The sequence below is a fragment of the Candidatus Defluviibacterium haderslevense genome, assembly GCA_016712225.1.
Taxonomy (GTDB): domain Bacteria; phylum Bacteroidota; class Bacteroidia; order Chitinophagales; family Saprospiraceae; genus Vicinibacter; species Vicinibacter haderslevensis.
The window spans coordinates 4,652,677-4,671,745 of sequence record JADJRL010000003.1; the positions used below are offsets into that span (position 1 = coordinate 4,652,677).

The 19,069-nt window shown below is 29.5% G+C and carries 20 protein-coding genes; 13 read left to right on the forward strand and 7 right to left on the reverse strand.

The annotated features are described in order from the left end of the window. Nucleotides 1-37: 37 nt before the first annotated feature. From IPK88_18165 to IPK88_18195, 7 genes are all read left to right on the forward strand, one after another. Nucleotides 38-1,642: a T9SS type A sorting domain-containing protein gene (locus IPK88_18165; GenBank protein ID MBK8245357.1), complete on the forward strand. Its 1,605-nt coding sequence runs from the start codon at nucleotides 38-40 to the stop codon at nucleotides 1,640-1,642. 289 nt (nucleotides 1,643-1,931) lie between these two features. Next, nucleotides 1,932-2,282 (forward strand): hypothetical protein, encoded by a 351-nt coding sequence (locus IPK88_18170; protein MBK8245358.1) that lies wholly within the window; start codon nucleotides 1,932-1,934, stop codon nucleotides 2,280-2,282. A 136-nt stretch (nucleotides 2,283-2,418) separates the two neighbouring features. Then, nucleotides 2,419-2,838 (forward strand): hypothetical protein, encoded by a 420-nt coding sequence (locus tag IPK88_18175; GenBank protein MBK8245359.1) that lies wholly within the window; start codon nucleotides 2,419-2,421, stop codon nucleotides 2,836-2,838. Between the two features lie 291 nt (nucleotides 2,839-3,129). Continuing rightward, nucleotides 3,130-4,023, forward strand: a complete 894-nt coding sequence (locus tag IPK88_18180; GenBank protein ID MBK8245360.1) for a hypothetical protein — start codon at nucleotides 3,130-3,132, stop codon at nucleotides 4,021-4,023. 114 nt (nucleotides 4,024-4,137) lie between these two features. After that, the gene (locus tag IPK88_18185) at nucleotides 4,138-4,404 is read left to right on the forward strand and encodes a hypothetical protein (protein MBK8245361.1); all 267 of its coding nucleotides are present in this window, start codon (nucleotides 4,138-4,140) and stop codon (nucleotides 4,402-4,404) included. 410 nt (nucleotides 4,405-4,814) lie between these two features. After that, on the forward strand, nucleotides 4,815-5,144 hold the full coding sequence (locus tag IPK88_18190; GenBank protein MBK8245362.1) for a hypothetical protein: 330 nt from the start codon (nucleotides 4,815-4,817) through the stop codon (nucleotides 5,142-5,144). After that, the gene (locus IPK88_18195) at nucleotides 5,144-5,827 is read left to right on the forward strand and encodes an undecaprenyl diphosphate synthase family protein (GenBank protein ID MBK8245363.1); all 684 of its coding nucleotides are present in this window, start codon (nucleotides 5,144-5,146) and stop codon (nucleotides 5,825-5,827) included. Before IPK88_18190 ends, IPK88_18195 begins: the two co-directional genes overlap by 1 nt. A gap of 3 nt (nucleotides 5,828-5,830) precedes the next feature. Here the strand turns inward: IPK88_18195 and IPK88_18200 are convergent, their stop codons facing one another. The 3 genes from IPK88_18200 to IPK88_18210 all read right to left on the reverse strand — a co-directional run bounded on the left by IPK88_18200 (nucleotide 5,831) and on the right by IPK88_18210 (nucleotide 7,703). Continuing rightward, nucleotides 5,831-6,388, reverse strand: coding sequence for a hypothetical protein (locus tag IPK88_18200; protein MBK8245364.1), 558 nt, complete (start codon nucleotides 6,386-6,388; stop codon nucleotides 5,831-5,833). Between the two features lie 494 nt (nucleotides 6,389-6,882). Further along, entirely contained in the window at nucleotides 6,883-7,386 is a 504-nt protein-coding gene (locus IPK88_18205; GenBank protein ID MBK8245365.1) for a hypothetical protein, read from the reverse strand. Continuing rightward, a complete protein-coding gene (locus tag IPK88_18210) occupies nucleotides 7,383-7,703 on the reverse strand; it encodes a helix-turn-helix transcriptional regulator (GenBank protein MBK8245366.1) in 321 nt (106 codons plus the stop codon). The genes IPK88_18205 and IPK88_18210 overlap by 4 nt, the downstream gene beginning before the upstream one ends. Nucleotides 7,704-8,476: 773 nt before the next feature. On the opposite strand from IPK88_18210, the gene IPK88_18215 reads away from it, so the two are divergent. After that, the gene (locus IPK88_18215; protein MBK8245367.1) at nucleotides 8,477-10,993 is read left to right on the forward strand and encodes a hypothetical protein; all 2,517 of its coding nucleotides are present in this window, start codon (nucleotides 8,477-8,479) and stop codon (nucleotides 10,991-10,993) included. Between the two features lie 3 nt (nucleotides 10,994-10,996). Here IPK88_18215 and IPK88_18220 read toward each other — a convergent pair whose 3' ends face one another. The 4 genes from IPK88_18220 to IPK88_18235 form a co-directional block, all read right to left on the reverse strand. Further along, on the reverse strand, nucleotides 10,997-12,169 hold the full coding sequence (locus IPK88_18220) for a metallophosphoesterase (protein MBK8245368.1): 1,173 nt from the start codon (nucleotides 12,167-12,169) through the stop codon (nucleotides 10,997-10,999). Nucleotides 12,170-12,226: 57 nt separating this feature from the next. After that, complete coding sequence (locus IPK88_18225) at nucleotides 12,227-12,535, reverse strand: hypothetical protein (protein ID MBK8245369.1); 309 nt, start codon at nucleotides 12,533-12,535, stop codon at nucleotides 12,227-12,229. Nucleotides 12,536-13,105: 570 nt separating this feature from the next. Then, entirely contained in the window at nucleotides 13,106-13,474 is a 369-nt protein-coding gene (locus tag IPK88_18230) for a replication protein (GenBank protein ID MBK8245370.1), read from the reverse strand. A 9-nt stretch (nucleotides 13,475-13,483) separates the two neighbouring features. After that, nucleotides 13,484-13,708, reverse strand: a complete 225-nt coding sequence (locus IPK88_18235; GenBank protein ID MBK8245371.1) for a hypothetical protein — start codon at nucleotides 13,706-13,708, stop codon at nucleotides 13,484-13,486. 137 nt (nucleotides 13,709-13,845) lie between these two features. Here IPK88_18235 and IPK88_18240 point away from each other — a divergent pair, with 137 nt between their 5' ends. From IPK88_18240 to IPK88_18260, 5 genes are all read left to right on the forward strand, one after another. Next, complete coding sequence (locus IPK88_18240) at nucleotides 13,846-14,241, forward strand: type II toxin-antitoxin system PemK/MazF family toxin (GenBank protein MBK8245372.1); 396 nt, start codon at nucleotides 13,846-13,848, stop codon at nucleotides 14,239-14,241. 227 nt (nucleotides 14,242-14,468) lie between these two features. Beyond that, the gene (gene lexA / locus IPK88_18245; protein ID MBK8245373.1) at nucleotides 14,469-15,110 is read left to right on the forward strand and encodes a repressor LexA; all 642 of its coding nucleotides are present in this window, start codon (nucleotides 14,469-14,471) and stop codon (nucleotides 15,108-15,110) included. A gap of 22 nt (nucleotides 15,111-15,132) precedes the next feature. Beyond that, nucleotides 15,133-15,336 (forward strand): hypothetical protein, encoded by a 204-nt coding sequence (locus IPK88_18250; protein ID MBK8245374.1) that lies wholly within the window; start codon nucleotides 15,133-15,135, stop codon nucleotides 15,334-15,336. 33 nt (nucleotides 15,337-15,369) lie between these two features. Continuing rightward, entirely contained in the window at nucleotides 15,370-18,291 is a 2,922-nt protein-coding gene (locus tag IPK88_18255; protein ID MBK8245375.1) for a DEAD/DEAH box helicase family protein, read from the forward strand. 64 nt (nucleotides 18,292-18,355) lie between these two features. Next, nucleotides 18,356-19,006: a trypsin-like peptidase domain-containing protein gene (locus IPK88_18260; protein MBK8245376.1), complete on the forward strand. Its 651-nt coding sequence runs from the start codon at nucleotides 18,356-18,358 to the stop codon at nucleotides 19,004-19,006. Nucleotides 19,007-19,069 lie beyond the last annotated feature (63 nt).

The following is a 19,069-nucleotide window of genomic DNA, read 5'->3' on the forward strand; positions in this document are numbered from 1 at the left end:
TTCTGAGAATCTTTTTCACTTCAAACATTCAATTTCGATGAAAATTTATTTACTATTACTAACTCATTTTGGTTTTACAATTCTACAAGCACAGAACACATGGCCATCACCAAGTGTAAAATTCAATATAAAACCCAAATGGGAAATTACATTTAGAGACAGTCTTAGTCAAATTGATGGATATCATAGTAAATATGGATATGAGACTGGCAAAATGTATATTTTTAATGATTATGTTTTCACTCAAGACATTGATTTAACTTTTGATTATTATGGAGGAGGAATTCAAAAAATTAATATTAAATCTGGAGAGGTAATTTGGACTTCTATATTTAATAGATATTCTACTGAAAGACAAGAATCATTGCAAAATTATTACTTTAGTAATACTGGAGATCTAGAAATTACTGGTTTAAGAGTAATTAAACCATTTAATCCTAATTTTCCAAATTGGATTAGTTTTAGTGGAACAAATTGCAATATTTTTAAACGAACAATAAGTAACATTTCTGGAGGACTATTGACTTTTTACCATGGTATTGACACAACTATTAGTTTTGCTAAGATCAACCCACCAAGTGGGGTAGGTACTGTTTATAAATTAAATAGTATAAAAAATCAATTAATTTTTATTAAAAAGTATTCACCAATTGGTAAAGGAAGACTTTACTTTTATAAAGTAAATGACCAATTAGAATTGGACTTAGATCCATTCGATAGTTTAAGTATTAATTCATCAATTGATGCTGACAGAATTCATAATAATTGGACTGAAATTAATCAAATTGATTCAAATCTCTTTATTGCAACATTAAGTCATATTGCTAAAGATGAAAGCGCCTTTCCAGCCAAAGTTGAATTGGTATATTTTAATATAGATAATAATTATAAAATATCAATAACAAATAGAGTTGATATAACAAATCACTATAAATTTCCAAGATACTTTGATTATACAAAAACAAGAATTATAAATGGTTCAATTTTCATTTATGATCAATACAGTGTTAATAATGAGGCTTATGGTTGGATGGCTTGGTTTGATAAAAACGGAAAAGAAATTATGCATATTGAAAATCCAAATATAGATTCTCATAATTACTATAATTTTCATAATTTTATCGTTGAATCTGATACTAGTTTATTAATATTAGCATCGCCTTCTAAACATTTAACAAATAGTTCAGATGACCTTATTAGAATAACAAAATCTTCCTATTATAGTGAAATTGGCACTCTTAACTGGGATCCTGAATTTGCAATCAGAAACATTGAATATTCAATTAAAGACAGTATCCTACTTATTGCTGGAATTCTTTGTAAAAATAGTTGTTTGGACAGATGGTCAAAATACCTCGCTTTCAATATTTCAGATTTAAGATATAAAGTAGCAACAAATGTCGTTAAAAATAATTTCGGGTTCGAACTTTACCCTAACCCAGCAACAAATTCCTTAGAAATTAAATCCAAAGTTAAATTTGATGAGATAAATATTGTAAATTTAGCAGGAACAATATTGCATCATTCTACTTCTAGAGCTAATTTTATTGACATTAATAAAATTCCTAATGGACTGTATATTTGTGAGCTAAAATTCAAAGGGATAACTATTGGCCGTCAAAAGTTTAACAAAATTATTTGATATATAAAATCAAGAAGTTATATCTACTAATTTGCTAGTAGCTGATTTAATCATATGTTTTTATATAAATGCCTGTTTGTATTTGATCTAGATTTAAGACTTACAATAGTTCTTTTACATAGTACAACCATAATTAAATATTCAACTATTAAGTACATTTCTCAATATAAGACTAATTAAATATTAAGTAAGTATTGTAATTGGTTTAAGTAATTATACTCTTGATTTACTCCTATGATGTATCATACATTTGTCATGATAAATATTTTATAACCTAAAATAAATTAAAATGAGCGATGAAAAGAGTAAGTCAGGCTTAAATCTTGAACTGGCAAAAGTACATTCTGAGATTAATGGATTATTCGGAAAGTTAGGCGCTGAAGTTGAAAAGCAAGTCAAACAAAACGCCACTGAAATTGATGTTCTTAAAATTGTGAATTCAGTTGGTATTAAACTTGATGAAGCAGCCCTTTTAGAACTAAAGATTGATCGCATAATCTTTGTTCTTCCGTGGGTACACTGGTGTTGCTGGTTCCCATGGAGACCAATTTGGTGTTGGTGGTGGAATAAGAACTACCCTTGGTACCGTTGTTGTCCATATTGGTGGCATAGTTGTCATTGGCATCCAACGCATCATTAATTGCCAAATGTTTGTCCTATTGTTTTTAATCATAGGGACACTACAATTGTCCCTATGATTAACATTAGGCGTATTAATAATACACACAAGAGCCAATAAAATATTAATTTAAAACATATCAATTAAGTTTGAAATTATGGCATTGATTTGTACTACTGTCATAACTTATGTAACACAAACTATCTTTGATCCAGTAGATACTTGGGTGAGTCAACAACAGCAACTATGTAAAAACAGGAAATGGCCACTAAACTGGCTATGTTGGTTTGTTACGATTCTAGTAAAGGTGATAATTTGGGTTACTAGATATATTATTGTTCCAATTATACAAACAACTTGCATAGTTGTAACTGGAATTCTTGGTGGCATAATGTGGCCTTTTGCAACAGCGATTGATGCAGCATGTATTTCCTGTAATGCCTTAAACTGGGTTAATCTGTGGTGGCTTACACCTACACAAATTACATTTGTAAGCATGCAAGAATCTCCAAATAAACCCGGCTATTTTGATTATATATTTACTTGTAATTGCAAAAAAGGGGGAAAAATATTATAATAACGGCACTAAATGATGATGAAGCAAAAAATTTAGCAATAGAAGAATGTAAAAAACTTTGTGTTTAATTGGATTATACAAATAGATTTAAAAAGTAATTTAAACTTTTTAATCCTAAAATTGAAAATATATATTAGGTTAATGTTTGCCAATTTACCAACTTATAATTATAAAATATCCTTTCGGACTTTCCAATCGATAAAATAACAAGAATTGCTCAAAGAATGTATCATTCAAAATATAAATATAAATCAAAATATTAATTATTTCACAATTTAAAATTTAAAAAATATGGCATGTACAGCTGGATCAGTTAAAAAAGTAGCAGATAATCATGTAAAAGCTGCTGATGAGATTAAAAAACTTGAAGACGCTCTAAAATCTCAAAATGATGCAAACAAAACAATGTTTTTTTCGGAAATTGACTCACATTTAGCAAGTGCTAAAATTACAGATGCAAGACAATTAGAATATGCATCAGATATGAAAATCGAGTATACTAGTGAGTTTAGTTTAGACAAGATAGCAGCAGTAGTCGTTTCAGTTTTAAAAGCAGCGATAGCCGCAAATAATCCTACCTCCCCTACCCCAGGAATGGATAAAGAAGCAATAGAAGCATATACTATGGTAGTCAACACAGTTGCAGAAGCCGCAAAATCAAGTTCCCAGTCAGCATCTTCTTTGTCATTTTCAATGTCTAGACTTTGCCCAGGCATGTTCGCTTTTTTAATGGCAAAGTCCACAAACATTCTGGATGAAGACACTTTTGGGTCTGAAGCAGTGACGGCCACTTCTATATTTTATCGAGTTATGCAGAGCATTGATGACATAAAAAATCAGGCAGAATGGGGACTGACAGTTCTTGACGCACAGAACCTTTTAAATATGAAGGTACTTCAATTAGGTCTGACTCAAAGGCTTGCTGAGGGAGAAATAGATATTGATACTTGGGTTGAACTAGATAGCAAATATGAAGGTATTATTCAAAATCTAAAAGACCGTTTAGCTGAACATGGTTGGGAAGGATCACTGGATGAGAAAATGACATTCACCGTTTTAAATGAGAGTATGGATGAAACAATAACTACATTGGATAAATTGAGAGGTATGAGTTTGAGACATCAAAATATTTGTAGGCTTATAGAACAACGTATTAGTTCAAAGCATTACTTGATGAATATTTAGCTTTAAATACATTACCTGATTCAATAACTCACATAGTATAACTTATTAAGGAAGGAGTGGTATTAATTTAATATCACTCCTTGTTTTAAATTATTCATTTTTAAAAAACAAATTATGTCAGATGATACAATTATTTTAATTAGTGATATTACAGCATCAGCCAAAATCAAGCCCCACCATGTTGTTCTTAAAGGGACATCTGGTAAACTTGATGAAAGCAAAGATGGTGAACATGTTTTTGTTAACGATGCTGGAATTGTTATTTCAAATGGAGGACCAATTGAGGGTGATGTTTATAAATTGAGTTTCAATGTTGCAGGAGAGAAAGAGACGATACAACATATGAAGTTTATTGGACATGCATCAGTATTTAAGCGATAGATCTTCACAAAGGTTCCAAATAATGATACGAATTGAAAATGTTGTAGAACAAAATTGTGAAAACCAATGTTTTTAGATAGGTAGCTAGATTTTATGAAACAATCAGTTTCTAAGCTTAGAGTAATAGTAATAAAACACATCAAAAACAAAAAGATGAAACAATATACTTTATAAACCAAAAAACATTCATTATAATACTGTTTCCATAATATATATTTGGCCAATATTTAATAAGATATATATTAATGAAATTTGCCGAAAAACAATTTATAGTGGGATATAATTGTATTTTATGGCATCTAGTATATGATTCATTTAAATTAATTACAAATTTGTAAAATTTAAAATTTTGCTAAAATATTCTCAATATTATCTCCGAATTATTCTCAACTCTACTGAATAAAAAATCAATGAAACATTATACGTTAAAAGTAATAGCTTATATATTAGCAATTATTGGTTTTACAATCCTCTCTTCAATTTGGTGCTATTTTTATATTTCTCAAATACTTTACAATAGCCAATGGCTTATCACCATTTATACAGATCATTTTCTCGCCTGTATAGGAATTCCTCTTGCTGCGATTGGAGCAGGAATAGTAGTTATTCTTTTTGAGTCAAAATCAGGTCCAATTAAATTTGAAATTTTTAACTTTAAATTTGAAGGATCTTCAGGAGAAGTCATAATGTGGATTTTGATTTTTATATCTGAATCATTAATGTTGAAATTAGTTTGGTAATGAATAATTCACTTAGACATTTAGGTATCATACCCGATGGAAACAGAAGGTGGGCTTCGCAAAATCAACTTTCAAATTTTGATGCTTATTTAAGGAGTTTTAACAATATAATCGATATTATTGAATATTCATTTAAAACGTATTCGGAACTAACTGAAATTTCAATATATCTATTAAGCTTTGACAATCTTAATAGATCAAAGAAAGAAATTGACGATTTCTTATCAATTGGAATTATGTTTTTTGAATCTGTATTTATGACCCTCTTTCATAAAGTGGATTTTCAAATTAGATGGATAGGATTGTCGAATTTGGAAACTTATTTAACAAAAAAAGGAATCGAAGAAAAATTGAAAAAATTTGTAAGCTTGCTCAATGATGTTGAATATAAAACAAAAAATAATCAAAATAAATTGAATTTATTAATTGGATATGATCCCATTATAGAGCTTAAAAATTCTATTTTGGATGGTGTATTCGATGAAAACAACTTAACGATCAACACAAAATTAGATTTGATTATTCGTACAGGTGGAAATACAAGATTAAGTGGTTTTCTACCTTTGCAATCACGTTATGCAGATTTTATTATTATTGATATTCATTTTCCAGAATTCACCATTCAATATCTAAATCAAATTATAATTAACTATAAAGCCAAAAAATTAAATTTTGGAATTTGATATTTACTGAATACATTTTTTTAAATTTATGTATGACTGTGTAAGTTTTTTCTCAATTATTTCCCAATCAGGATTTTTATTCTCCAACTCCGCATTATCTTGAAGTAGCATTGCCTCAGTTCTTAACCTAGCGAATTCATATAAATCTTCTTTTTCAATATTGTAAAATGTTGCCATAGCTTGTGCAATTGCATCAATTCTTGAAGTTTTATAGCGCTGTGGATATCTATCAACCATCCACCAATTATATTCCATTTCGGCACATAATTTATAATTTATTCTTTCTTCACACTTTGAATTTATTATCTCAAAAAATTTAGAAAGATTACAAACAATCATGTCCTTTTTTTCATTTCCCTTACTTATGCTAAAATGAATTGTTGTTTTAGCTGCATAAAAAGTAGCTCGCAGCAAAGAGTAGTAATCCGATTTAAAAAGAATTTTCAATAATAAAAATAGGTATCGTATTAAATTAATATATTCATGTCTATAATAGGCTTGCCAAATTTTTGTTTCTAAAAGTCCAACTTTAATTGGATCAAACAATTTAATACTTATCATTTAACTAGTTTATCATTATAATAGTAATATTGCAATTTGTAGATTTGGTTTACAAAAAATATAAATAGTACGACTCTAATTTAATAGACAATTAGAAAATGATTTAGTTTGATAAATATTAAAACCTATCCAAAAATAATTCCTAGTGGTAATTTTCACTCAATTTGATTGAGTTTCTTATGGTAATATTTTAAAAAAAAACAACAACAAGTTTACAGGAAGTCAAATACGCTATTTTACTCTAATAAACAGTAACTTATAATTTCGTTTTCACTTGATATAATGTATCAACAATTTGCTAAACTTAATAAATTCCAATATGGCCTCTCTTGAATGAAAATAATTCTATTCACCATCCCGCTCTAGTATAAAATGATATCTTACAAGTAAATCAGCCTTATTTTGATATTTGCTTTAAAATCCAAATTTAAAAAAATTTGACCAAACCAAGTGTAAATGGGTATACTTACCATTAACAAAGTAAAAATTAATTACTATCCATTAATCCAAAACCAAGTCAAAGCCAAAGAAAGAGCATCAAATATGGGCATATTATGACTCTCACTTTGCCATGTCTTCTTTTTTTTAGGTTCCCGTAACTCCAACTCCTTGAATTCCGTTAGTAATACCTTAGCTATTTCATATTTGGTGACCGCTCCAAATTGCTCAAAAACATCTCTGATTTGATCCCTTGAATACAATACTACTTTTAACTTCTCTTCGTTTGCCAAAGAGATAATTTTATCAATTAGCCTATGCACCCTCCTTCCGGACCTAGAAGCATTACCGTCTGGATCTTGGATAATCACAATGGATGGCCTGAGATAATCAAAAGACTTCTTGATCCGGTCTAGCACCTTTCTATTACTTATTGGATTTATTCGAACTGCTCCATAATCTAGGAGTTTCCTAGGGTTCTCCAAATACACGAAACCAAAACCATTCGCATTAGGATACAATGCATAAACTATATTCTTCCTTTGTGTTGATTGAGTCATTGATTTATATAATTAGTTAGTCTAATAATAATATGTTCAAGAAATTTAATTCTAGGGGTATTCTTTAATGTGTTATTGCTTTTTTTTATCTCCAATATGAGCATTTGTATCCTTTCAGTGAGTTGTCCTTTAATCAATTCTGATTTTGGTTCATAGAATGATTCTATCGATAATTCAAATATGTGATGGTAATTCAGAAGGAATTCAATCGTTGGTTGTCTTTGACCTTTTTCATATCTGGAAATATTTGAGATTTCTTTAAGGCCAATTAGAAAACCCATATCGCTCTGAGTTAATGGCGACTTTTTACGATACATCCTTAAATAATTTGATGGATGGGACATAAAATTAATAACTAGAAAATGATTAGCTTTCTAATGTTCTAACTTTAGTCTCTATTCAATTCTATATGTAGAGGGCAAAAATTGCCAAATTGGCAAATTTTTTTCGCCAGCTTCGATTTTAGTATGGATTCCAGGTGTTCGATTAGAACATTTCAGGAAACTTATTAGGTTGTAATATGCTGATATTATATCACTATCATAACCATATTTAATATACTTTTTGACGCAAATTTGTAAGGGATTGCTAAAAGCAATCCAATGGGATGAAAGGCCTATTTGGTGTTTATTTTAATGATTATTTTGGAAATGGTAGTTTATTCACAGGATTTTGACTTTTTGAGTTATCCACATGTTGTAAAAAATTGGCTATATTTACTTAAAAAAAATTATAAAGAAGGTAATGATTATTTTTTTCTTGACCATTTTCTGTACACTTATCAGTTATTCTCAGCAAAAACCAAGTTCCAATAGTGAAAATTCTCATAGGGCAAAGACTTGTTAATATGTAACTAAATCCTAAGCGAATAAGCATAAATCTAGCGCTCTTACTTCTAAGAGTAAAAAAAATAGATGAAGTATAGCTTTTCCGGAACATGAAGAATATTACTTTACTTCTGAAATGAAGAAACTTTATCAACCTCAAATCAAATTTATTGAGCAAAAGGTAAAGTTTTTGGAAGTGAAATAAATTCAACTTACTAGCAATTAATTTATTAACTTCGCCCACAAATAAATTTTATTTCTTTATGGAAAAGAATTATGGTATTTTTATTGGATTAACTTGCGTACCTGCCTACTCGACACTTTCATTCGACCATAAAACTTTTGTAGATTCAAATTTATTACCAATATTTGAAGGGTATAAAAAATGTTTATCAGATTTTATTGACGGATCAGGATTAAATAAACATCTTTATGAGCCAGTAATCTTTACCTCATTGGGTAATTTTGATATTATTTCACTTACTCTAATTGATGATTTCTATTTTGGAAATTTTCATTTCAAACCTTATTCCAAGCATATTCTGCATAAATTTAACTCCACAAATTTTCAATATCAAATTATCTATTCCCTCGAAAATATTTATCTTAATTTAAACGAATTACATGAATTAAGAAATTATAACTTTATTAGTATTGTAAGATTAAAGATTAACTACTTAATATATAAAGACTCTAAAGCAAATTATATTGATGAAATTAAAGAAAATTTAAAAATAAAATTATCACAATATATTAATAATCCAATAATTATTTCTACGTCTTATTCATGGCATGAACTAACATTAATTGTTGTTGGAAATAACTTAATTGAAGTTAAGAGAATTATTACTCTGATAAGAACAATGTCTATTCCAAATCAACCACAAAATTCAGAAATAAACCATTTATTTGTTGATACCCATACAACTTTTGGTATAGCCCAAAGCTTGTTTGATACTAATTGGACAGATGATTTATTTAAAATGCAAAATTATGGTTGCGAAAATATTAAGTTAACTTCAAAAATTCAATTGAAAACAGGTCATGGTAATGAGGTGAAAAGAATCTTTAAACAAACACTCCCTAATATTAATATTAAATTGCATTTTATCGATGGTCGTTCTGATTATTCTATTACTTTTGAGAGTTTATTTGATTACTTAAACTTTTGGAATAATAATGATTTAATTAATGCTGGTATTTATAATCATATCAGAAAGGTCCACACCAACTTGCAATTTGAGGATTTAGAGTTCAGTAGTAGTACCCCAAATCCAAAAACTATTACACCATTAAAATTAAATGCAACATCTAAGTTTGTTTTAGAAAACCAATTTGATGTTGAGATAACAATAAATAAGATTGAAAGTATTTTAAAAAAATTACATGTTTCTAGAGAACTGACAAATAATATTATTTCAGCTTTTATAAGTTATAATGACTTGATCACAGATATTTCTTTAATCAATTATGCATTGGATTTAAAATTTATCCTTTGTAATTTAGAAAATATTATATATAAGTTAGCTCAGGATAATGATTCTTTGTATCGTTTTAAATTTGAACATAACTATCATTCTGTAAAAGATGTTTCAAAGGTATTATATAAATATGTTGAAGTATTTCAAATAGCATATCAAAATAGATTTCAAGAAAGTAAAAGATACGGATATAATTCAGATAATAAAGTTGAATTTAATGGAGGTGTTCATAGGCTAATTCAATCATTTGATTTAATGTATAAATTAATAGTTTATACTCTTGAAATTCCTGAGTTAAATGATAAAAGTTATTTACCTATTGCTATATACGGAAGCCAAACAATTGGAATCTCATCTACAATTGATGCTCTGCATATCAATTATTATCAACTTTTTCAGCCTGAAATATTTTTAATCGCATTACCGAAAGAGGCTTTTAATCAACAAATTTTAAGATACTTTTATGATAGAAACTCGTATTTTTTAGGAAATATCATCCAACCCCTTGGTAAATTATCTGAAGAATTGGCTATCCAAATTCATGAAGAAAATAATTTGGACATAAAGCAATCTTTATTTGAGTTCTGTACACCAGATAATTTGGATTCAAGGATTAATTACATTATTACTTATTATGCTTGGGTTTCATTGATTTTCAACAGAGATGAATTAGACTTATTTACAAAATGGTTTTGGTTTATATTTTTACAAACCACTGAAAATTATAATATTGATGGGTCATTGCGGGTTGAAATATTGAGAAGGACATTGTTTGATTTTATTTTAACACTTAAATTTATTAATAAGAATTACGATCCATTTATTACTCTAAATTCGACTTTTAAGTCTACTCCATTCCATTTTTTGTTATTTAATAATGAAAATTTTAAAAAAGTATCAATGAATGTGGAAGTATTTCAAGTAATTGATTTTTTAAAGAAAAATAAATTTTTTGAAGAAATTAGAACTATAATTTCTAAGGTATTAGAACTATCAATCAATTTGATTGAAAATACAAGTACAAAGTCTTTTTTTGAAGACTATAAGGACTTTACAATTAGAGTCATGATTGATTTTGCAAAGGAAATTTTCCCTAACCTTCCAAAGACAGTTATTTTGAAAAGGGATTACAATCTTGGCAGTGCTTTGAACACAGCTTCATACTCAAACTTAGTGGCAGATCCACATGGAGGTTTTTTTCCAATTAATGCAGAAGCTAGAGAAAGGATTTTCGCCTATAGAGTTAGCATCCAAAAAAAGATATATAATCTTACATTAAAATATAAGAATCAAATTTAATTCTTAAATTTTTGACCTCTGTTCTAAATCATAATCTAAAATCTCTGGAATGTTTAATTTAGGTTTTTCATATTTAATACGGAGCTCTTGGGCAAATTCTACTAATTCATTTTTATTCCATTGAATATCACTCAATAAATCATTAATTTGATAATGAGATCTTAATTTTAAAATAAAATCTTCGTATTTATTATTGAAAATAGTCAATTTTCTATTTTTTATTATTTTTTCGATGTTAAAAATATCATCACCTTTTAAATTTAACTTATAATGTATATTACATTTTTGATTTAAGTTAACTTCAATTATAGAAATGAAATCATCCCCTGTAGTTAAAAAAGGAACATCAAACAACGAATTATGAGTATGACCATTTAATACAATATTGTGTCCTAATAGTTTATGAAAGTAATTTGTTTTATCTTCATAACAGAGTAATTTAGGATCGTGATGAGAAATTGCAATTGTTAAGATTATATTATTATTATCAGCTAAGTTTAATTTTTCACAAATTGGATCCATCAATTTATTTCCTATGGAAATTCTTTCATGATCAAAATTATTATACTTAAATTTTAATTCCAATTTACAAGACTCATTCCATGTTTCATCTCTCATACATAACCAACTTGAATTTATCCAACTCAAAAGTATATTGTAATTTTGACCAATACCTATTTGCTCACAACCAGTAAGTGATTCAATATTTTCATGACCTTTGTAATTATTAGCTTTTATAGCTTGCATAAATTCAAGATAGAACTTATAAGCTTCGATTAATTTTTCTTTTGATTCATCAACTATTTCAGAAAAGGTTATTGCATCTATTTTACTTTTAAGATAATCTTCTTTTAATTTGTTTACTTCTAATAAGGACTTTACAAAATCATCATATAAATCATGATTACCCGGTGTACAAAATAGCTTTGTATTATCCTTGAAAAATTGATCTCGTATGTTTTCAAGTAAATCTATTGCTAAATTATGACTTTTATTGGAGCCATTTTTATCCATTAGGTCGCCAGTAGTGACTACCATATCTATGGCACTTATTGATTTCCATTCAATAAAATTTCTAATATGGGTTAATATATTTTGCTTTATTTCTGTAAAATTGACATCAGATTTACCCAGATGTAAATCAGTTATTTGGACTATATAAATTGGATTGGGCAATTCTATAATTTATTAAAAAAACCACTCATAATATAGTGGTTTCTAAAAATATTTAATTTAATTATCAAATAATCCTATTGGTGTATAAAGACTTTCAATAGAAGGAAACATCAGTGAAGCTTTTTTTCTTTCTTCTTTTAATTCTTCATTTGAGATTTTTAAATTTTTAGTTATAGACTCTTTATTTGAGCCTATTATTTTTTCAATTTCATATTGGTTATTTTTGTCATAAAACCAATCTTCGAAATCATCAAAGGAAATTTCTGCACCTTCTAACTTAACAAAATAGTGATAAAACAATCTATCTCTAAATGGAAACTTTCGTAGGTACAATTCTAACAGTTCTAGATTTGTAAGCTCTTTCATATAATTATTTTAATGAACGATAATATCTATCATATTTATAATAACATAATACATAAGTTTATCATAATGAGTAGATAAAAATTGATCATTTAAAAAGGTTTGGTTAAAATATAAACTTTATTTAGCAAATATATTACAATCATTTATTCTAGCTTGTTAATATTTTACTAAGATTTATTACATTAAAATAAATAATATTTACACATATAATAAACTAATATTTATAATTACTAATAAATCAAGCATTTAACATTAATTTGAATAAAGTAATGTAAAAACCTACAAATATAATAGGATAATATTGATATTCCAAATAATTTATTGAGGCTCAATATTAATTGATTTTTCAATTATGGAATTTATAAACCACCTCCACAATCTAATTTTGACAGCTTTGTATTAAACTTCTACTATAGCTCTTTTCCTTTATTTCTAAGATGTGTAGGAAAATACAAATTTAATCCATTTAGATCAATTTTAATTTGACCTCAAAATTTATACCCGTATTTACTAAGCCACCTTTAGTTTAATATTTGTTTTCTTATAGGCACTTCCGTTCCCTAGTCTTGGTTAACATTGTTCCCTAGTTTCAGTCATTAAGTTCCCTGGATTTATGGAATAGAGTAGGATGTATTTACCTTTCCTTTCTGATGGATCAACTAGTAATTTGTGGTTCTCATCACTAATATAAATTAAACCTCGTTTTAGGAGAGAATTGAGCGTTTTAGACACTATCCTAGCTGATAATCCAGCTTTCTTCATAAACTGAGTTCTAGTGATCCTATCTCGTAGTTTTCTTCTTCCTGTATATCTATCAATCCAACCATAGGTTTGTCTGATAATTACTAGTAATATTTTTATCTCTGACTCTGTTAATATTGCTAACCACTTATCAAATACCTCATTTGGCACATGGGTTGTTTGTTTATATCCCAACATAGATTTTTATTAATTGTTATCTTCTAATTCAATCTCATTTGGATATTGCTTGAAATACTCATTTACTCTTTCTACAAGTTCTTTCATTCGTTCCCGAACTTCATTTTTATCCACAGAAATTGCCTGATTGGCAATTTCTGCTGTACATGTTCGAGTGTTGGCTTGGTCTTGTCCGCTAGGTGTGTCTAGAAGGCAGATAATGCCATTGTGGCAAATTATCCAAATGAAGGTCATAATCTAAGGGCTATTTTTTTTAATTCCATTTTTTGGAAAGAATATAACGGAACCTTAATGAATTTCTTAAACGTTTAGCCCGCTTCAAGTAGAACATATTACTAGAAAATACTAATGCAACATGTTAAAATTTATCTATGAAGGATTTCGATTCTTGGAACATAGAAAAGAAAAATTTAGAAAATATTGGTCATGCAACTCTTTCATTTCACGAACGAGAAATTTGGTGGTGCTCAATTGGTATCAATTTAGGCGATGAACAAGATGGAAAGAATGAATTATTTGAACGACCAGTGTTAATTATAAAAAAGTTTAACAACAAAATATGCTGGGTTTTGCCAATGACAACTAAGCAAAAAGATGGAATTTATTACCATCAATTGGAACATGACGGCAAGATATTCTCAGTTATTCTCTCTCAAATACGCTTAGTAAGTGTCAAACGGTTCCGACGGTTTGTACGAAAGATTTCACCGCATCAATTTGAAAAGATCCAAGATAAACTTGCGAGTTTTATAAAGAAAGTAGCCTAGAACGAACGAAGCCCCCTTTCGGGGACTTCTCGATTGGACTAATGTCCATTTGTATCTTTAGTATAGCAAAATGAATTTATAAGTCAAGTATCTATATTTATAATCATAATGCATTGATATATAGTAATTTAATACAAACCTTACTTTTTTTAAAAAAAATCTTATAATTAGGAAACTTAATATGTAATTGCATGGTTTGTATAAATAAGTTATACTGATTTATACCTATGATTGAATTTTTAAGTAATAATGACAAAAGAGTTTATTCCTTGATTCGGAGCCGATTAATACATGGCTTAGAAAGCCCTAAATTAAGGGAAATAAACGAAATTTTAGGGAGAACATCTCCAAGGTCTGCTGTTTTAGCATTGATGCGGTTGGAAGAGGCAGGCTTAATCAGAAGAATGGAGGGTAATAAGATTCATTTGACTACCATATCCTTACAATCGGACTTATCAATCTCTACAGTAAAAGTACCACTTGTTGGTTCAATTACCGCCGGCAACCCAATCCTTGCAGAACAGGATATCACAGCTTATATTCCAATCACTACAGCAATTGCTAAACCTGGAAATAAGTATTTTTTATTACGAGTTATTGGAGATTCAATGAATGAAGCAATTGTGAAAGGTGAAAAAATTGAGGAAGGATGCTTATTGCTTGTTCAACAACAATCAACCGCAGAAAACGGTCAAATAATAGTTGCTTTAATAAATGAGGAAGCAACCGTTAAAGTATTTGAAAGAAAAAATCAACTTGTATTTCTGAAGCCCAGATCAACTAATCCAATTCACAAGCCAATTGTATTATCAGAAAATTGTTTAATTCAGGGAGTTATAGTCGCTGTACTCCCAGCAGATCTTTATTAATAACTTTTAAAAAATTAAAATTATGTCTAAATCAAATCGTAATTCAGGAAAACCATGGACTTCACAAGAAGTTAAACAATTACATACACTTGCAACTGGAAATACTCCAACAAGAGTAATTGGTTTTAAATTAGGAAGAACTCCTGATTCCATTTACTCTAAGGCAAGTGAAAATAATATTTCATTGAAACCAACCAATCAATCACCTTATAATCGGAGTAAGTAATAGAAACATTAAACAAAACGAGTTCATCCCTATATGAGTTATTTTAAAGAACATTATCATGAATTTCGCTACCCTATTAAAGTTGATGAAAGCACACCAGGTTTTCGAAACGCTCAATTAGGTGCGATCCATTCAGCTGCTGGTCATTTATCTAATCGTAAAGATCCTGGAATAATAACTATGCCAACTGGATCAGGTAAAACAGCAGTTCTGATTGCTTCAGCATTTATCATGCAAGCTAAAAGGGTTTTAATTATTACTCCAAGTCGACTTGTAAGAGAACAAATTGTTGAGGAGGTTAGCAAACTAATAACTTTAAAAGAAGCGCAAGCGATACCAGCCGATATTCCAAATCCAAAAGTAAAAAGTATACAGAAAAGGATATCCTCTTTAGAGGAATGGGAGACTTTGCGAGAATTTGATGTAGTAGTTGCAACAATACAAAGTATAAGTCCAGAATATCATACTATACCAGAACCACCCACTGATCTCTTTGACCTTGTATTAATAGATGAAGCACATCATAGTCCTGCACGAACCTGGCAAAGAGTATTAGATCATTTTAAATCATCTAAACGTCTTCTATTTACGGCAACTCCATTTCGACAAGACCAAAAGGAAATCAAAGGAAAGTTTATCTATACTTATTCTCTTGATCAAGCATATACGGATGGAATATTCGGACAATTTTCCTTTCAGGCAGTAGTTCCCTTTGAAGGTGAAGGCCATGATGAAGCAATTGCTCGTGCTACGGAACAAAAGTTTTTATCTGACAAACGAGCTGGGTATAATCACCGTATAATGGTTAGAACTGATGGTGTCCCTCGAGCAAAGGAATTATTAGAACTCTATAAACGAATAACGAATCTAAAGCTTGATCTAATTACAGGTAACAATACACTTGCCTCAGTTAAAAAGAAAATTGAACTTCTTAAAAACGGTGGTCTTGATGGTATAGTTTGCGTTAATATGGCTGGCGAAGGATTTAATTTTCCCAGTCTTAAGATTGCTGCAATTCATGCTCCTCATAAATCTTTAAATGTTACACTACAATTTGTTGGTCGATTCGCTCGAACTGCTGGTGCTAATCTTGGTCCCGCAACTTTTTTGGCGATTCCATCAGATGTCAAAATAGAAGAAGAACGACTCTATGATTCAAGAGCAATTTGGCAAGTAATGATTCATAATTTAGCAGCACTTAGAATGAACCAGGAGATTGAAACACGTGAAGCTCTTCAATCATTTACAGTAATTGATGCCGTTCCTGATCTTTCAGACTTATCGCTCTATACACTAGAACCATATTATCACGTAAAAATTTATCAGCTTCAAGGAGATATTAATATTGAGGAAGAAATCAAATTTCCTTCTCGCTTTCAAATGGTATATCATGGCGTAAGTTTACCGCTTAATACAGCCATCTATATAACAAGAGAAATAAGTCTTCCACGGTGGACAGACGACAACAGACTTTCAAATCTTGAGTCTGACTTATTTATTTTTTATTTTGATCGGACGTCAAAACTTTTCTTTGTTTGTGCATCTCGTAAAAGCGCTGGCATATATGAAGAATTAATGGATTCATTCACACATGCAAATCCGCGTGTTCTGCCACTTGTGAGATTGAATAAAGCTTTGAATGATTTAACAGCAACCGAGTTTTTTAATGTAGGAATGAGAAATCGTGTCGCTTCTAATACATCTGAATCCTATAGAATTATTGCTGGTTCAAGTGCTGACAAATCGGTCTTAAGAAGCGATAGCAGGCTCTACCATCGCGGTCATGCTTTTGGCAAAGCACTCGATCGCGGAGAACAAGTAACTATTGGATTAAGTAGTGCTTCTAAAATATGGAGTAATAAAAGTTCAAAACTTCCAGAATTAATTGAATGGTGTAAAAGACTTGCAGTAAAAATTATTAGTAATCGTACTCCGATAACAAATTCAGGATTAGATAATCTTAGTCCGGGTGAAGAATTAACAGAACTTCCACAAAACATTATTTCTGCGGATTGGCCTAAATCTATATATTTAAACCCTCCAATGGCAGTTATATCTGATGCTGAAGGAAATCCACTTAGAGTACCCCTTATTTATTTTAACCTTTCAGTTGATGAAAGCGCTTCTACCCCGAATGCAACTATGTGTGTAATTACTTTTAATTCTTTGAACTATAGATTTACATTTTCACTTGAAACAAATCATTTTTTTGAATTAGCATCTGAAAATGAGCCAGAAATAAAAGTGGAGCATGGTCGAACGGTGATATCATTAATTGAATATATTAATCACGAAATGCTTGTATTTCACACAAATGATTTAGCATTAATTGATGGGATTAGTATTTTTAGAGCACCACCTGATTCTTTCTCGCCTTTGAATACCGAAATTATTGAAGTCACAGATTGGATTGCACAAAATGTAGACACTAGGTGTGAATTTGGTGATGCCCGTGAAGGAATGATTTCAATTCATAGTTATATTGGTTCTTTATTAGAATCTTCTGACGCAGATATTGCATATTACGATCATTCAACAGGTGAAATCGCGGATTACATTTCATTTAAAAACAGAGATGGCCGAATACTTATTAGTTTTTATCATTGCAAGAAATCTCCTTCAGCAAATCCAGGGCATGATATAAGATCTATGAGTGAACTTACTACTCAAATCGTTAAATCTGTTATTTGGACTTCAAAACAGAGAATCTTAGATAATATTCGTCGAAGGTATACCCAACGTATAGGCGCACATACCTTTGTAAAAGGAAATTTAGAAGAGCTTGAATCTTTGTTAACTGGAGCAACAGCTGCATCAATTGATTTTGAGTTCATAGCAGTTCAACCAGGTTTAAAAAAAGATGGTCTTACTGCAGAATTATCTAATATGTTGGCAGCTGGAAGTGACTATCTTAAAAGAGGAGGTTATTTGGGAGTGAGAATTTTATCTTCTTAAAGATAAAATTTTATTTATTAGCGGATTTTACATTCTACCGAAGTTTCTAAATAATACAATAAACATGGACAGTTACAATAAAATGCACAAATATTTAACTTTCGTATCCCTATTATTTGCATCTAATATTAATGTTGCTCAAACTCCAAAAGTGGTATTTAATAGTTTAGGACTAATTGCGCATGACAACAAACCAATTGGCACAGCCTTCTCTGTCTCGCCAAATAGAGTTGTTACTGCTGCTCATAATCTATATAATAAAATTAACGGTCAACTTATTGACATTAATACCCTAAGTTTTACTTGTTTAGAACCAATAAAGTTGGTACGATTCAAAATTCTAAAGTTGGACACATGTTATGACTTTGCAGTATTGGAAGTAGAAGAAGGAACAATATTAAATTATCTTACTAAGGGTTCTTTAAGAAAGGTAAATAAATCTGAAAAAGTAAAATATTATGGATTTGATTTTAAAGCAAGTGAAAAATTTGGCATTCCTCAGGTGACTTCTTATAGCTCATTCATTGACCAAGTTAATATTAGAAAGAAGAAAGCATGTCAAGTAAAACAAATTCAATTCAGAGGACGAGCATATTTTGGCTTTTCTGGTGGCCCTATACTTAATTCAAAAAATGAAGTAATTGGATTTATCTCAAGTGGCTTGCTGGATGATGCAAATACTGTGATTTTTGGATATCCAGTGCCTGAATTTTAAATAATATAATTAAATCTATTGTGATGGTAGAGAGTATTAAATTTAATGAGTCATAGATATTTT

Bases quoted from the DNA above. Each gene is read 5' to 3' on its own strand.
- IPK88_18200 (MBK8245364.1), bottom strand. From the start codon at position 6,388: ATGATAAGTATTAAATTGTTTGATCCAATTAAAGTTGGACTTTTAGAA.
- IPK88_18240 (MBK8245372.1), top strand. From the start codon at position 13,846: ATGAAGGATTTCGATTCTTGGAACATAGAAAAGAAAAATTTAGAAAAT.
- IPK88_18190 (MBK8245362.1), top strand. From the start codon at position 4,815: ATGAAACATTATACGTTAAAAGTAATAGCTTATATATTAGCAATTATT.
- IPK88_18255 (MBK8245375.1), top strand. From the start codon at position 15,370: ATGAGTTATTTTAAAGAACATTATCATGAATTTCGCTACCCTATTAAA.
- IPK88_18215 (MBK8245367.1), top strand. From the start codon at position 8,477: ATGGAAAAGAATTATGGTATTTTTATTGGATTAACTTGCGTACCTGCC.
- IPK88_18180 (MBK8245360.1), top strand. From the start codon at position 3,130: ATGGCATGTACAGCTGGATCAGTTAAAAAAGTAGCAGATAATCATGTA.
- IPK88_18165 (MBK8245357.1), top strand. From the start codon at position 38: ATGAAAATTTATTTACTATTACTAACTCATTTTGGTTTTACAATTCTA.
- IPK88_18175 (MBK8245359.1), top strand. From the start codon at position 2,419: ATGGCATTGATTTGTACTACTGTCATAACTTATGTAACACAAACTATC.
- lexA (MBK8245373.1), top strand. From the start codon at position 14,469: ATGATTGAATTTTTAAGTAATAATGACAAAAGAGTTTATTCCTTGATT.
- IPK88_18250 (MBK8245374.1), top strand. From the start codon at position 15,133: ATGTCTAAATCAAATCGTAATTCAGGAAAACCATGGACTTCACAAGAA.
- IPK88_18260 (MBK8245376.1), top strand. From the start codon at position 18,356: ATGGACAGTTACAATAAAATGCACAAATATTTAACTTTCGTATCCCTA.
- IPK88_18205 (MBK8245365.1), bottom strand. From the start codon at position 7,386: ATGACTCAATCAACACAAAGGAAGAATATAGTTTATGCATTGTATCCT.
- IPK88_18170 (MBK8245358.1), top strand. From the start codon at position 1,932: ATGAGCGATGAAAAGAGTAAGTCAGGCTTAAATCTTGAACTGGCAAAA.
- IPK88_18235 (MBK8245371.1), bottom strand. From the start codon at position 13,708: ATGACCTTCATTTGGATAATTTGCCACAATGGCATTATCTGCCTTCTA.
- IPK88_18185 (MBK8245361.1), top strand. From the start codon at position 4,138: ATGTCAGATGATACAATTATTTTAATTAGTGATATTACAGCATCAGCC.
- IPK88_18210 (MBK8245366.1), bottom strand. From the start codon at position 7,703: ATGTATCGTAAAAAGTCGCCATTAACTCAGAGCGATATGGGTTTTCTA.
- IPK88_18225 (MBK8245369.1), bottom strand. From the start codon at position 12,535: ATGAAAGAGCTTACAAATCTAGAACTGTTAGAATTGTACCTACGAAAG.
- IPK88_18230 (MBK8245370.1), bottom strand. From the start codon at position 13,474: ATGTTGGGATATAAACAAACAACCCATGTGCCAAATGAGGTATTTGAT.
- IPK88_18195 (MBK8245363.1), top strand. From the start codon at position 5,144: ATGAATAATTCACTTAGACATTTAGGTATCATACCCGATGGAAACAGA.